This is a genomic window from Burkholderia sp. F1 (assembly GCF_050813845.1).
Lineage (GTDB): Bacteria > Pseudomonadota > Gammaproteobacteria > Burkholderiales > Burkholderiaceae > Burkholderia > Burkholderia ubonensis.
In genome coordinates, this window is record NZ_CP172423.1 from 499,314 (window position 1) to 512,370 (window position 13,057).

Sequence of the window (13,057 nt, forward strand, 5' to 3'; positions counted from 1 at the left end):
ATGCCTCCAATGCGGACACCTTCATCTTCAGGAGACGATCATGCTGAGCCCGCATGAATTTGCCGCACTGTTGCTGATCGACGACGCGGCCGATCCGACCGGCCTCGATCTCGGCGACCTGACCTCGCTCGTCGAGCGCCAGCTCGTCGCGCTGGAGCTGCTCGCATCGGAAAGCCGGCGGGCTCATCTGACGGAAAGCGGACGTTCGATGCTGGAGACGATCGACCGTCGTCATTGACGTTCCCGCGTCCGGGAGCCGGGGCGCATGCGCTGTTCATCTTCGCCGCGTTTGCGTGACGATGCCGAACGCCAGTCGTTCGAATCGATGAAACAGCCGATACATCAGGATCCCTACGCTATCGGCGTTCTGCATGGCCGGCGAGCCAGCGGATGAACCATGCGGCGGCGAGCCGCGCGACGGCGTCGAGCGCGCCGGGCTCCTCGAACAGGTGGGTTGCGCCCGGCACGATTTCGATCGCCGTTTCGCACGTCAGTCGCGCGGCCGCCAGCCGGTTGAGCTGCAGCACCTGCTCGTCTCGCGCGCCGACGATCAGCAGCGTCGGCGCGGCGACGCGTTCGAGCGCATCGCCGGCCAGGTCGGGGCGGCCCCCGCGCGACACGACGGCGCCGACGGCCGGTTCGCGCGCGGCCGCGACGAGCGCGGCCGCCGCGCCCGTGCTCGCGCCGAACAGGCCGAGCGGCAGCGGCCGGCATTCCGGCAGCGCGCGTATCCACGCAATCGCGGCGCACAGACGACGGGCAAGCAGATCGACGTCGAAGCGATAGAGCGCCGTGACGCAGTCGACCTGCTCTTCGTCGCGATCGAGCAGATCGAACAGCAGCGTCGCGAGTCCGGCCTTCACCAGCGTCTGCGCGACGGCACGGTTGCGCGGGCTGAGGCGGCTGCTGCCGCTGCCGTGCGCGAACACGACGACGCCGCGCGCGCCCTTCGGCAGCGTCAGCACGCCGTCGAGCCGGGTCCGGTCGATCGGGATCGCGATCTCGCGTTTCTGCATGTTGCGCCTCGCTTGGCCGCGCGCCGCGCCGGCTACGCGACCGTCACCCGGGCGACCGCTTCGCGCAGGCGCGACGCCTGTCCCGCGTCCCTTCGCAATTCGGCTTCGGTCTTCACGATCGTTCGCCTGCGGTTGCCGTCGATATATGTCACGGTATGCCGTGCGAAACGGGGCGAAATTGATCCAGGTCAGCCGCGGATGGGCACGTTGCACGCGCACGCACGTCGGCAGGCGCGCGCCGGCCGTTTTCGTCTGTTGATGCAGATCAACCGCGCCGCGCCCCCGCACGCGATCATGACCTCAATCGCGCGGCCGCCAGGCAACCGGCGGCCGTCATTCAGGAGGACTTCATGGTACGCAAGCAATCCCGGATCGTGTTCGCGACGATCTTCGTGTTCGTCGCGCTCGGCGCGCTGGCAGGCATCGTGCACGGGCTGCTGTTCGACAACCAGCGGGTATTCGCGTTTGCGATCGTCGCGCTGGTGGCGGGCATCGCCGCGTTCGTCGCGCTGCTCAACCCGACCGCACGGGACGAGCGATAGCGGGCGCAAACCCGCGCCGGCCGGCCGCGCGCGCGACCTTGCGAGGATCGACCGGAAAACGCCGGTCACGCGCCGCAATTCCTGATTTCCATCCACGATCGGACGCGTGGCCGCGATGTAATCGCATCACCGAAACCCGCAACTCCCGTCGAGGCGAGCGATGAAACTGACTTTCCTGGGCGCGACCGAAACCGTCACCGGCTCGAAATACCTGGTCGAGCATGGCGGCCGGCGCGTGCTGGTCGACTGTGGCCTGTTCCAGGGCACGAAGAACCTGCGCCTGCGCAACTGGAGCCCGCTGCCCGTCCCGCCCGACACGCTGGACGCGGTCGTGCTCACGCACGCGCACCTCGACCACAGCGGCTACCTGCCGGTGCTCGCGAGCGCCGGCTATCGCGGCCCGGTGTACTGCACGGCGGCGACCGCCGAGCTGTGCGAAATCATGCTGCGCGACAGCGCGCGGCTGCAGGAGGAGGAAGCGGATTTCGCGAACCGCCACGGCTACTCGAAACACCATCCGGCGCGGCCGCTGTACACGATGGACGACGCGCTGCGCGCGCTGCGCCTGCTGACGCCGCGCCCGTTCGACGAATGCGCGCCGCTGGGCGACGCGCTGTCGTTCCGGCTGCTGCCCGCCGGCCACATTCTCGGCGCGGCGAGCGTCGTGATGAACTGGAACCACAAGGTGCTCGCTTTCTCGGGCGACCTCGGCCGCCGCCACGACCCGATCATGCGCGCGCCGACGCCGCCGGCCCATGCGGACTACGTGGTCGTCGAATCGACCTACGGCGACCGTCTGCATCCCGATTCGGACCCCGAAGGCGAACTGGCCGCGCTGTTCGAGAAGACCTTTGCGCGGGGCGGCGTGGTCGTGATGCCGTGCTTCACCGTCGGCCGGGCGCAGCAGATCCTCCACATCATCGCGCGGCTGAAGGCGACCGGCCGCATGGCGCACGTCCCGGTGTATCTCGACAGCCCGATGGCGACGGACGTGACCGAGGTCTATCGCCATCACCTCCTCGAGCACCGGCTGACCCTGTCCGAGTCGGACGCGCTCGGCCATGCGGCGACCATGGTGCGCACGGTCGATCAGTCGAAGGCCATCGCCGCGCACCAAGGCCCGATGGTGATCATTGCCGGCAGCGGGATGGCGACGGGCGGGCGGGTGCTGCATCACCTGAGCCGCTACGCCCCCGACGCGCGGAACACGATCGCGCTGGTCGGCTACCAGGCCGCCGGCACGCGCGGCGCGACGCTCGCCGCGCACGAGCCGACGCTGAAGATCCACGGCGAATACGTGCGCGTGCGCGCGCGGGTCGAAACCATCGCGGCGCTGTCCGCCCATGCCGACTACGACGAGATCCTGCAGTGGCTCGGCGCGATGCAGCAGCCGCCGCTCCGCACGTTCGTGACCCACGGCGAACCGGCCGCCGCGGATGCGTTGCGCCGGCGCATCGAGGAGCGGCTGCATTGGCCGTGCGAAGTGCCGACCTATCAGCAGACGGTTGATCTCGACGAGATCGCGGCGGCCGACGCCGACGAGCACGCGGCGCTGTCGCGCTAGGCAGGTCGGGCAGGTTGCATGCGAACGGCGGGCCGGCGCCGCAATCGCGGCGCGCCCGCCGGCCGCTCAGGCGATCTCGATGATGACCTTGAGCGCGTGCGTTTCCGCCGCGCGGCCGAACGTGTCGTACGCCTGCCCGACGTCGTCGAGCGAGAAGCGGTGCGTGATCAGCTGCGTCGGATCGAGCCGCCCCGCGCGCACGGTCTTCAGCAGCATCGGCGTGCTGACGGTGTCGACCAGCCGCGTCGTGATCGCGATATTGCGATCCCACAGCTTCTCGAGGTGCAGGTCCGCCTTCACGCCGTGCACGCCGACGTTCGCGACCACGCCGCCCGGCGCGACGATCGACGTGCACATCTCGAACGTCGCCGGAATGCCGACCGCCTCGATCGCGCAATCGACGCCGACGCCGTCGGTCAGCTTCATCACCTCCGCGACCGTGTCGCCGGCGTGGCCGTCGACGCAATCGGTCGCGCCGAAGCGGCGGGCCACGTCGAGCCGGTTGTGGTCCGGGTCGATCATGATGATCCGGCCGGGCGAATAGAACTGCGCGGTCAGCAGCGCCGCGAGCCCGATCGGGCCGGCGCCGACGATCGCAACCGAACAGCCCGGCTGCACCTTGCCGTTCAGCACGCCGCATTCGAAGCCGGTCGGCAGGATGTCGGACAGCATCACGAGCGCGTCCTCGTCCACGCCGGGCGGCACCCGGTACAGGCTCGTCTCGGCGTGCGGAATCCGCACGAATTCGGCCTGCGTGCCGTCGATCCGGTGCCCGAGGATCCACCCGCCCGTCGCGCAGTGCGAGTACAGGCCGCGGCGGCAGTTGTCGCACCGGCCGCACGACGAGATGCACGAGACCAGCACGTGATCGCCCGGCTTCAGCGTGTCGACCGCCGCGCCGACCCGCTCGACGATCCCGACGCCTTCGTGACCGAGGATGCGCCCCGGCTCGCACGACGGCACGTCGCCCTTGAGGATGTGCAGGTCGGTGCCGCAGATCGTCGTACGCGTCATCCTGACGATCGCATCGGTCGGCGCCTGCAGTTCCGGCATCGGCCGCTCCTCGAGCGCCTTGCGCCCGGGGCCTTGATATACGAGTGCTTTCATTTGGTGTTCTCCGTCGATGGGGCGTTGCCCCTGCGCTCATGAATGTAGGAGACCGGCGGGCCGGCCTGCTTGACCCGCATCAAGCGGCAACGCCTGCTCATGCCTCGAGAACGTAAGTGCCCGGCGCCGGCCCCGATCCGTCATCGGGCATGCGCGCCGGCACGTCGCCGGTCGATTGCGCGCGCAACCAGTCGCGCCAGCAGGTCCACCACGATCCGTCGACCACGGCCGCATCGCGCAGGAAATCCTGCCGGCTCCGGAAGGCCGCACCCGGCTCGCGGGTCGCGCAGCGATAGTGGCGGCCCGGATGGCCCGGTTCGGACACGATCCCGGCGTTGTGGCCGCCCGTCGTCAGCACGAACGTCAGCGCGTTGTGCGTGAGCAGATGCAGCTTGTAGACCGAGCGCCACGGCGACACGTGATCGCGTTCGGTCCCGACGACGAACATCGGCGCGACGAGGTCCGACAGCGCGACCGGCCGGCCGTCGACGCAGTAGCGGCCGGCCGCGAGGTCGTTGTCGAGAAAGAGCTTCGTCAGGTATTCGGTGTGCATGCGGTACGGCATGCGCGTGGTGTCGTCGTTCCACGACATCAGGTCGTTCGGCTTCGTGCGCCGCCCGAGCAGGTACTCGCTCATCATGCGCGACCAGATCAGGTCGCGCGCGTTCAGCAGCTGGAACGCGGCGGACATCTGCGAGCCGTCCAGATAGCCCTGCCGCCACATCAGCGCATCGAGCGCCGCCAGTTCGCTCGCGTCGATGAACAGGCCGAGCTCGCCGGGCTCGCTGAAATCCGTCAGCGCGGCGAGCAGCGTGATCGAGCGCAACGCGTCGTGCCGTGCGTCGCGGGCCAGCGCCGCCGCGCCGATCGCGACGAGCGTGCCGCCGAGACAGTAGCCGACCGCATGCACCGCCTCGCCGCACCGTGCGCGCACCGCGTCGAGCGTCGCGACGAAGCCGTCTCGCACGTAGTCGTCGAGGCCGAGGTCGCGCGCCTGCGCGCCGGGGTTGCGCCACGAGATCGCGAACACGGTATGGCCCGACTGGACCAGGAAGCGGATCAGCGAATTGTGCGGCTGCAGGTCGAGGATGTAGTACTTCATGATCCACGACGGCACGATCAGGATCGGCTCGCGCGCGACGTTCGGCGTCACGGGTTCGTACTGCAGCAGTTCGCACAATTCATTGCGCCACACGACCCGGCCCGGCGTGATCGCCACGTCGCGCCCCGGCAGATACGCGGGCGCCTTGCGCGCATGCACGCCGCGCATGCGTTCGGCCATCGCATGCGCGTCTTCGAGCCAATGCCGCAGACCCGCCGCGAGGTTCGCGCCGCCGGTGCGGGCGGTCGCTTCGAGCACGACCGGATTGGTCGCGACGAAGTTGCCGGGCGAGCACGCGTCGAGCCACTGGCGCGCCGCGAAGCCGACCAGCTCCTCGTGATGCCGCTCGACGCCCGGCACGCCCCGCGTCGCCTCCCGCCACCAGCGCTGGGTCGCGAGAAAGCCGTCGCGATAGAGCCGGAACGGCCAGTTCGACCAGGCGGGCGCGGCGAAACGGGGGTCGGCTTCCCCCGCATGCACCGCGTAACCGTTTTCGTCCGTGTCGTCGCGCGCGGCGGGCGCCCCGGCCGGCCACGACGCGGCCGCGATCCACGCCTGCGTCGCGAGGTCGAGGCACTTGCCCGGCGACACCGCGAGATGCGCGCCCCAGTCGAGCACGGCCAGCGCCAGCGACACCGGCGACAGGCCGAACGTCATCGCGGCGAGGCTCCCGTGCGCCGCGCGGTTCCACTGCTCGGCGGGCGTCGCGTCGGGACGCTTGCGTTCGTCCGCGCGCGGTTGCGGGCGCACGTCCGCAGCAGCGGAGGCCACGTCGTGGCTGGCGGGATCTCGTGCGGCGGAGCCGCGCATGGCGACCACTTTCATTTCATGTGCATCCCGCCGTTGACGGCAAAATCGGCGCCGGTCGCGAACGCGCCTTCGTCCGAGCACAGGAACGCGACGAGCGCCGCGATCTCGTCGGGCTGCCCGAGTCGGCCCACCGGAATCTGCGGCAGGATCTTCGCGTCGAGCACGTCCTTCGGCACGGCTTCGACCATCGCCGTCGCCAGATAGCCGGGCGATACGGTATTGACGGTGACGCCGTGCTTCGCGAGCTCGAGCGCCAGCGCCTTCGTGAACCCGTGCACGCCGGCCTTCGCGGCCGCGTAGTTGGTCTGTCCGTACGCGCCCCGCGAGCCGTTCACCGAGCCGACGTTGAGGATGCGTCCGAAGCCGCGCTCGATCATCCCGCCGACGAACGGTTTCGTCATATTGAACAGGCCGTCGAGGTCGGTGCGCAGCACCGCGTCCCACATCGCCTTCGTCATCTTCGCGAACGTGGCGTCGCGGGTGATGCCCGCGTTGTTGACGAGCACGTCGACGCGCCCGAGTTGATCGATCACGCGCTTCCCGCATCGCTGGCACGAATCGAAATCGGCCACGTCGACCTCGAACGCGTGAAAGATGCGCCCGGCGTCGCGTTCGCGCGTGAGCCACGTCGCGACGTGATCGTTGTGTTCGGAGTGAGACACCGCCACCGTCATTCCGGCGGCATGCAGGCGGCGGCTGATCGCGGCGCCGAGGCCGCCCATTCCGCCGGTAACGAAGGCAACACGCTCATCTCGCATAGATGCTCTCCTGTGCCGCATCGCAGCCCGTTCGGCAGCCGTCGAGCGACGTGACGTTGGCTTCGACCATCATCGTCCCCCTTTCAATCCGGTCCGTTGATCGGGATCAGGTTCCATGCCGCCCGCCGGCGCCCGGCGCGGCGGCCCCGCCACTGTGCGTCGATGCCGCACGGGCGCCGTTGATCTGAGTCAAGCGCACAGGCACGCTGCTTCGTAGACTGGGTTGCACTGACGGATCCACCGTCGATGGAGCGACCGTGATGGGCTACAAGAGCATCGTCGTGCACCTCGACACGAGCCGGCGCGCGCATTCGCGCCTCGAGTTCGCGTTGCGGCTGGCGCGGCGTTTCGACGCGCATCTGACCGGCCTGTTTGCAGTCTATACGCCGGAACTGACATCGTTCTACGTGATGGCCGGGTCCGCAGATTATTTCCGCGAACGCGAGGAACGGCGCAATCAATGCCATGCCGCGCTCGAGCGCCTGTTTCACGCGGAAACGGCACGGGCCAAGGTGTCGGGCAACTGGGTCTGCGCGGATGCGCGCGCCAACTTCGTCGTGCCGCGCCACGCACGCCATGCGGATCTCGTGATCGTCGGCCAGAGCGATCCGGACGATCCGGACACCTTCATCGACGACCAGTTTCCGGAGAACCTCGTGCTGTCGGCCGGCAGGCCGGTGCTGTTCGTCCCGTATGCAGGCGAGTATCCGACGCTCGGCGAGCGCGTGCTCGTCGCGTGGGACGGCAGCCGCGAGGCCGTGCGCGCCGCCCACGACGCGATGCCCTTCATCGAGCATGCGAAGCGCACGACGGTCATCGCCGTCGCCAACGGCAATCACCCGGACGCCAACGTGCGCATCCCGGGCGCGGACGCGGCGTTGATGCTCGCGCGGCACGCATCGGACGTCAACGTGCTCGACATCGAGTGCGGCGCCGGCGCGTCGATCGGCGACACGCTGCTGTCGCGCGCGTACGAGACCGGCACCGATCTGCTCGTGATGGGCGCTTACGGCCATTCGCGCTGGCGCGAGCTGCTGATGGGCGGCGTGACGCGCACCGTGCTGAAGTCGATGACGCTGCCGGTCCTGATGTCGCACTGAGCGGGTCGAAGCCGATGCGCGAGGCCGGCGCATCGCGCCTCGCGGCCCGGCGGGAACGGCCGGGCCGCTTGATCCAGATCAGCGCGAGCGCCCCGCGTGCGCCGATGATGAAGACATCCGCGCCTCTCCAGGGGAACCGCCATGTACTCGCATATTCTCGTCGCGCTCGACGGCAGCGAAACGTCCTCGCATGCACTCGATGCCGCGCTGACCCTCGCGTCGGAGACGGGCGCGCGGCTCACCCCCGTCTACGTCGTCGATCTGATGGTGCCGGCCTACGACCCGCTCGGCTACGATCCGTCGATCCTGATCGACGCGTTCCGTGAAGAAGGGTTGCGCGTCACCGACGACGCCGCGCAACGGATGGCCGGGCGCGGCGTGTCCGGCACGCCGCGAATCGCCAACGTCGAGCCGGCCGGCGAAGACATCGCGGACCGCATCCTGATCGTCGCGCGGGAAACGGGAGCCGACCTGATCGTGATGGGCACGCACGGCCGGCGCGGCTTCCGGCGCCTCGTGCTCGGCAGCGTCGCCGAGCGCGTGCTGCGCGGCGCCACGCGCCCCGTCCTGATGATTCCGGCGCGCTGCGCGCCGAAGCCTGCCGCCGAACCCGTCGCGGCGTCGACCGACAAGGAGCCGTCATGAGCTACAAGACCCTGCTCGTCCATCTCGACGACAGCGAGCGCTGCCAGGCGCGCGTCGAACTCGCGCTCGAGCTCGCGGGACGCTGGAACGCGCATCTGATCGGTCTCTACGTGGTCTGCCAGGACCTGCTCGAGCCGTTGTTCCGGCCCGGCGAGCCGCTCGAGCTCGCCGTGTACGAGCGGCTGTGCGAGGCGCGCCGCAAGCAGGCGGAGGCGCGCTTCCTCGAAGCGGCCGAACGCGCGGGGCGCAGCGTCGAATGGCGGGCGCCCGCGGGCCCCGCGACCGAGACCGCGATCCTGCATGCGCGTCATGCGGACCTGCTGGTGCTCGGCCAGCTCGACCCGCACGACCGCATGACGTACGTCGCCGGCCATTTCGTCGAGGACGTCGTGATGGCGAGCGGACGTCCGGCCATCGTCGTGCCGTACGCGGGCCGGATTCGCACGCTCGGCGAGAACGTGCTGATCGGGTGGGATGGCGGCCGCGAGGCCGCGCGGGCGGTGGCCGACGCGATGCCGCTGCTGATGCGCGCGCGTTTCGTCAACGTCGAAACCGTCGCGCGCAAGCGCCCCGATCCGGACAAGACGCCGGCGGGCGTCGACGTCGCCGCCTACCTCGAACGCCACGGCGTGCGCGCGTCGTTCTCGACGACGCCGCGCGAGGGCGACATCGGCTCGGGCGCGACGCTGCTGAACCGGGCCAGCGATCTGCACGCGGACCTCATCGTGATGGGCGCGTACAGCCACACGCGGATGCATGAACGCGTGCTCGGCGGCGCGACGCGCACCATCCTGGAAACCATGACGGTGCCGGTGCTGATGTCGCATTGACCGGCGCACGGGGCGGCCGCATCCGGCCGCCCCGCTGTCCGCTTTCCGCGCGGCGGCGCGCGGCAGCGACGCCCCGACGCGGCATGCGCCGTTCGACGATCCGGACGAACGCCGAGAGACGATTCGCGCGATGCGTCAAGGGCCTCGCCGCCGCCCTCCTGCGGCAAGACGCCGCACGTCTGTAGGAATCGCCCTACACGGCTTCCACGTTGCCTACCGCATCTTCAATCCACGCTGATTCCGCTCGGGTGCCGGAGCGTCCATACTGATCACCGTCAAAGCCGGATAGCCGTGCGCGTCCAGAAACCCGGACGGCGGCATCGATCGGACCGGTCCGGCACGGATTTCCTTTCACAAAGACGGCGGACAATCGACGCCGCACGCAAAACGGTCGACGCGACCCCACCCGGGTCCCGATCGCCGCAGACCCAACAACTGGAGCAGATCATGCTGAGCCATGCCGATGCCGTGACAGCCACGCCCTCCCGCCCCGTCACTTCGCTGTACCCGGTCACCCGCGAAGACCAGCCGAAGCGCACCGCGGCCCGTTGTTCGTCCTGCGCGATGCGCAGCGTCTGCATGCCGCAGGCGCTGACGCCCGCGGAATTCGCGCGCGTCGACGCGATGATCTGCACGACGCGTCACGTGAAGCGCGGCGAGGCGCTCTACCGCGCGGGCGATGCGTTCCACAGCATCTATGCGGTGCGGACCGGCTCGTTCAAGACCGTCGTGATGCATCGCGACGGCGGCGAGCAGGTGACGGGCTTCCAGATCGTCGGCGAGTCGCTCGGGCTGGACGGCCTGCATGCCGGACACCACAACGGCGACGCGATCGCGCTCGAGGACAGCACCGTCTGCATCATCCCGTTCGGCCAGCTCGAACAGCTGTGCCACGAGGTGCGGACGATGCAGCATCACGTCTACCAGATGATGAGCGGCGAGATCGTCCGCGAATCGGCGCTGATGCTGCTGCTCGGCACGATGACGGCCGAACAGCGCGTCGCCGCGTTCCTGCTGAACCTTTCCACGCGCTTCAAGGCGCGCGGCTACTCGTCCGCGGAATTCGTGCTGCGGATGACGCGCGACGAAATCGGCGGCTATCTCGGCATGAAGCTCGAAACGGTCAGCCGCATGCTGTCGAAATTCCAGCGCAACGGGATGCTCGCGGCGCAGGGCAAGCAGATCCGCATCGTGGATGCCGACGGCCTCGCGAGCGTCTGAACGCCCGAAGGCGCGGGTTGCGCGACCCACCGCGCGGCACGCGCCACCTCCCGAGCGAACGCCGCGCCGCTCAACCGCGCGTGTCCAGCACCGCGGCGCCCGACACGCGTCCCGCGCGCAGGTCGTCGAGCGCGCGATTCGCGTCCGTCAGCGGATAGCGCACCGCTTCGATCCGCAGCGGCATCGCGTCGGCCACCTTCATGAACGCGACCGCGTCCGCGCGTGTCAGGTTCGCCACCGACGCGATGCGGCGCTCGCCCCACAGCCACGCATACGGGAACGCCGGGATGTCGCTCATGTGAATGCCGCCGCACACGACGATGCCGCCTTTGTCGACCGCGCGCAGCGCCGCCGGCACGAGCGCGCCGACCGGCGCGAAGATCAGCGCGGCATCGAGCGTTTCCGGCGGCGGCTCGTCGCTGCCGCCTGCCCATGCCGCGCCGAGCCCGCGCGCGAGCTGCCGGGCGGCGGCGTCGCCGGGCCTCGTGAACGCGAACACCTTGCGTCCCTCCAGCCGCGCGACCTGCGCAACCAGGTGCGCCGCCGCGCCGAAACCGTAGATGCCGATCCGACGCGCGTCGCCCGCCATGCGCAGCGTGCGGTGGCCGATCAGGCCGGCGCACAGTAGCGGCGCCGCCTGAAGGTCCGAATAGCGTTCGGGCAGGTGCACGCAATAGCGGCTGTCGGCCACGGTGCGCTCCGCGTAGCCGCCGTCGATCGTATAGCCGGTGAAGCCCGGCGCATCGCACAGATTCTCCCGCCCGGCGACGCAATACGCGCAATGGCCGCAGGTGTGCCCGAGCCATGGCACGCCGACCCGGTCGCCGACCGAAAAACCCGTCACGCCGTCGCCCAGCGCGGCCACCGTGCCGACGATCTCGTGCCCCGGAATCAGCGGCAGCCTGGGGTCGGGCAGATCGCCGTCGACGACGTGCAGATCGGTGCGGCACACGCCGCACGCGCGCACGTCGATCAGCAACTGCCCGGCGGCGGGCGACGGGTCCGGCACGCGCGCCTCGCGCAACTGCGGCGTGCCGCCGTCGAAGATCATCGCAAGCATCCCGGCCTCCGTGCTCCAGCGCCGTCGCGCGCCCGCCATCAGGCGCGCCTTACCCGCTTCAAGACTACTCGCCCGGCACGACATCCGCACGCCCCGGCCGCCGGCGCTTGACCTGGGTCAACGGGCCCCGGGCGGTTGCTGACACGATTGAACTGCGTTCCGCCGTTCGGCGGCTACCTGGAGAATGCCAGTTGAACTCCCCTACCTCACTCGCGGCAGGCGCTCCTCTCGACGATCAATTGCGGTCGCTGCTGCGCTATGCGGTGCTCGCGCCGTCGAGCCACAACTCCCAGCCGTGGCGGTTCATCGTCGACGGCAACACCATCGCCGTCTGCGCGGACCGGGTGCGCGCGCTGCCGGTCGTCGATCCGTTCGACCGCGAGCTGATCATCAGTTGCGGCGCGGCGCTGCTCAACCTGCGCGTCGCGCTCGTTCATGCGGGCTTCGCGCACATGATCGGCACGTTCCCGTCCGACGTCGATCCCGACCTGCTCGCGCTCGTGCGCGTTTGCGACGACGGCTACGCCGACGCGAGTCTCGGCGCGCTCTTCGACGCGATCCCGGAACGGGTCACGACACGCGCGCCGTTCGCTGGCGATCCCGTTCCCGGCGAGCTGCAGCGTGAACTGGTCGAGGCCGGCGCGGCGGAAGGCGTCGACGTGGGCTGCGTGGAGTCGCTCGCCCGGCGGGCCCAGATCGCCGAGCTGATCGCCGATGCGGACCGCCAGCAATTCGCGGACCCGCGGTTCCGGCGCGAACTGGCGAGCTGGGTCGATCCTCGCCGGCGCGTCGACGGCATGCCCGCGTTCGCGGCCGGCGTGCCGGCGCTGCTCGATTACGCGACGCCCATCGTCACGACCGCGGTGCGCACGTTCGATCTCGGCAACGGGCTCGCCGCGCTGCATCACCAGCTCGTCGGCGCGTCGCCGCTGCTGGTCTGCATCGCGACCGCGCGCGACGACCGCGATGCGTGGCTCGCCGCGGGGCAGGGGCTGGAGCGGATGCTGCTCGTCGCCGCGCGCGCCGGCTACACGGCGTCGTACCTGAACCAGCCGGTCGAAACGGCCGCGCTGCGCAAGCAGCTCGCGCACCTGTTCGACCTCGGCGGCACGCCGCAGCTGCTGCTGCGCGTCGGACGCGGCCCGCATGCGCCGCATTCGCCGCGCCGGCCGCTCGGCGAGGTCGTGTCGTAATCCGGTCCGAACGCGCACGCCGCGTGTAGGAATCCGCTGATCGCGCCCGCGCGATTCCTACGACAACTTCGGGGCCGCCTGATTGAATCGCCCGGGGGCCCCGACGATA

At 70.0% G+C, this 13,057-nt stretch carries 13 protein-coding genes; 8 read left to right on the forward strand and 5 right to left on the reverse strand.

All coding sequences use genetic code 11. The features are described from left to right. Positions 1 to 40 precede the first annotated feature (40 nt). Positions 41 to 238: a hypothetical protein gene (locus tag ACFIMZ_RS36480; RefSeq protein ID WP_431825542.1), complete on the forward strand. Its 198-nt coding sequence runs from the start codon at positions 41 to 43 to the stop codon at positions 236 to 238. 118 nt (positions 239 to 356) lie between these two features. On the opposite strand, the gene ACFIMZ_RS36485 is transcribed toward ACFIMZ_RS36480, so the two are convergent. After that, on the reverse strand, positions 357 to 1,016 hold the full coding sequence (locus tag ACFIMZ_RS36485; RefSeq protein WP_431825543.1) for a dienelactone hydrolase family protein: 660 nt from the start codon (positions 1,014 to 1,016) through the stop codon (positions 357 to 359). A gap of 350 nt (positions 1,017 to 1,366) precedes the next feature. Here ACFIMZ_RS36485 and ACFIMZ_RS36490 point away from each other — a divergent pair, with 350 nt between their 5' ends. Continuing rightward, positions 1,367 to 1,558: a DUF2964 family protein gene (locus ACFIMZ_RS36490; protein ID WP_431825544.1), complete on the forward strand. Its 192-nt coding sequence runs from the start codon at positions 1,367 to 1,369 to the stop codon at positions 1,556 to 1,558. Positions 1,559 to 1,718: 160 nt separating this feature from the next. Continuing rightward, positions 1,719 to 3,122 carry an MBL fold metallo-hydrolase RNA specificity domain-containing protein gene (locus ACFIMZ_RS36495; RefSeq protein WP_431825545.1) on the forward strand — a complete coding sequence of 468 codons (1,404 nt, stop codon included), beginning with the start codon at positions 1,719 to 1,721 and terminating at the stop codon, positions 3,120 to 3,122. A 66-nt stretch (positions 3,123 to 3,188) separates the two neighbouring features. Here ACFIMZ_RS36495 and ACFIMZ_RS36500 read toward each other — a convergent pair whose 3' ends face one another. From ACFIMZ_RS36500 to phbB, 3 genes are all read right to left on the reverse strand, one after another. Next, positions 3,189 to 4,229: a zinc-dependent alcohol dehydrogenase family protein gene (locus tag ACFIMZ_RS36500; protein ID WP_431825546.1), complete on the reverse strand. Its 1,041-nt coding sequence runs from the start codon at positions 4,227 to 4,229 to the stop codon at positions 3,189 to 3,191. A gap of 97 nt (positions 4,230 to 4,326) precedes the next feature. Further along, positions 4,327 to 6,156 (reverse strand): PHA/PHB synthase family protein, encoded by a 1,830-nt coding sequence (locus tag ACFIMZ_RS36505; RefSeq protein WP_431825547.1) that lies wholly within the window; start codon positions 6,154 to 6,156, stop codon positions 4,327 to 4,329. Beyond that, the gene (phbB, locus tag ACFIMZ_RS36510; protein ID WP_431825548.1) at positions 6,153 to 6,899 is read right to left on the reverse strand and encodes an acetoacetyl-CoA reductase; all 747 of its coding nucleotides are present in this window, start codon (positions 6,897 to 6,899) and stop codon (positions 6,153 to 6,155) included. Before phbB ends, ACFIMZ_RS36505 begins: the two co-directional genes overlap by 4 nt. A 260-nt stretch (positions 6,900 to 7,159) precedes the next feature. On the opposite strand from phbB, the gene ACFIMZ_RS36515 reads away from it, so the two are divergent. The 4 genes from ACFIMZ_RS36515 (at position 7,160) to fnr (ending at position 10,695) form a co-directional block, all read left to right on the forward strand. Beyond that, positions 7,160 to 7,999: a universal stress protein gene (locus tag ACFIMZ_RS36515; RefSeq protein WP_431825549.1), complete on the forward strand. Its 840-nt coding sequence runs from the start codon at positions 7,160 to 7,162 to the stop codon at positions 7,997 to 7,999. Positions 8,000 to 8,140: 141 nt separating this feature from the next. Continuing rightward, complete coding sequence (locus ACFIMZ_RS36520; RefSeq protein WP_431825550.1) at positions 8,141 to 8,644, forward strand: universal stress protein; 504 nt, start codon at positions 8,141 to 8,143, stop codon at positions 8,642 to 8,644. Next, on the forward strand, positions 8,641 to 9,474 hold the full coding sequence (locus ACFIMZ_RS36525) for a universal stress protein (RefSeq protein WP_431825551.1): 834 nt from the start codon (positions 8,641 to 8,643) through the stop codon (positions 9,472 to 9,474). Before ACFIMZ_RS36520 ends, ACFIMZ_RS36525 begins: the two co-directional genes overlap by 4 nt. A 447-nt stretch (positions 9,475 to 9,921) precedes the next feature. After that, positions 9,922 to 10,695 (forward strand): fumarate/nitrate reduction transcriptional regulator Fnr, encoded by a 774-nt coding sequence (fnr, locus tag ACFIMZ_RS36530; protein WP_431825552.1) that lies wholly within the window; start codon positions 9,922 to 9,924, stop codon positions 10,693 to 10,695. Between the two features lie 70 nt (positions 10,696 to 10,765). Here fnr and ACFIMZ_RS36535 read toward each other — a convergent pair whose 3' ends face one another. Beyond that, on the reverse strand, positions 10,766 to 11,755 hold the full coding sequence (locus ACFIMZ_RS36535; protein WP_431825553.1) for a zinc-dependent alcohol dehydrogenase family protein: 990 nt from the start codon (positions 11,753 to 11,755) through the stop codon (positions 10,766 to 10,768). 191 nt (positions 11,756 to 11,946) lie between these two features. Here ACFIMZ_RS36535 and ACFIMZ_RS36540 point away from each other — a divergent pair, with 191 nt between their 5' ends. Then, on the forward strand, positions 11,947 to 12,948 hold the full coding sequence (locus ACFIMZ_RS36540) for an Acg family FMN-binding oxidoreductase (RefSeq protein WP_431825554.1): 1,002 nt from the start codon (positions 11,947 to 11,949) through the stop codon (positions 12,946 to 12,948). Positions 12,949 to 13,057: the final 109 nt, after the last annotated feature.

Bases quoted from the DNA above. Each gene is read 5' to 3' on its own strand.
- ACFIMZ_RS36480 (WP_431825542.1), top strand. From the start codon at position 41: ATGCTGAGCCCGCATGAATTTGCCGCACTGTTGCTGATCGACGACGCG.
- ACFIMZ_RS36485 (WP_431825543.1), bottom strand. From the start codon at position 1,016: ATGCAGAAACGCGAGATCGCGATCCCGATCGACCGGACCCGGCTCGAC.
- ACFIMZ_RS36490 (WP_431825544.1), top strand. From the start codon at position 1,367: ATGGTACGCAAGCAATCCCGGATCGTGTTCGCGACGATCTTCGTGTTC.
- ACFIMZ_RS36495 (WP_431825545.1), top strand. From the start codon at position 1,719: ATGAAACTGACTTTCCTGGGCGCGACCGAAACCGTCACCGGCTCGAAA.
- ACFIMZ_RS36500 (WP_431825546.1), bottom strand. From the start codon at position 4,229: ATGAAAGCACTCGTATATCAAGGCCCCGGGCGCAAGGCGCTCGAGGAG.
- ACFIMZ_RS36505 (WP_431825547.1), bottom strand. From the start codon at position 6,156: ATGAAAGTGGTCGCCATGCGCGGCTCCGCCGCACGAGATCCCGCCAGC.
- phbB (WP_431825548.1), bottom strand. From the start codon at position 6,899: ATGCGAGATGAGCGTGTTGCCTTCGTTACCGGCGGAATGGGCGGCCTC.
- ACFIMZ_RS36515 (WP_431825549.1), top strand. From the start codon at position 7,160: ATGGGCTACAAGAGCATCGTCGTGCACCTCGACACGAGCCGGCGCGCG.
- ACFIMZ_RS36520 (WP_431825550.1), top strand. From the start codon at position 8,141: ATGTACTCGCATATTCTCGTCGCGCTCGACGGCAGCGAAACGTCCTCG.
- ACFIMZ_RS36525 (WP_431825551.1), top strand. From the start codon at position 8,641: ATGAGCTACAAGACCCTGCTCGTCCATCTCGACGACAGCGAGCGCTGC.
- fnr (WP_431825552.1), top strand. From the start codon at position 9,922: ATGCTGAGCCATGCCGATGCCGTGACAGCCACGCCCTCCCGCCCCGTC.
- ACFIMZ_RS36535 (WP_431825553.1), bottom strand. From the start codon at position 11,755: ATGCTTGCGATGATCTTCGACGGCGGCACGCCGCAGTTGCGCGAGGCG.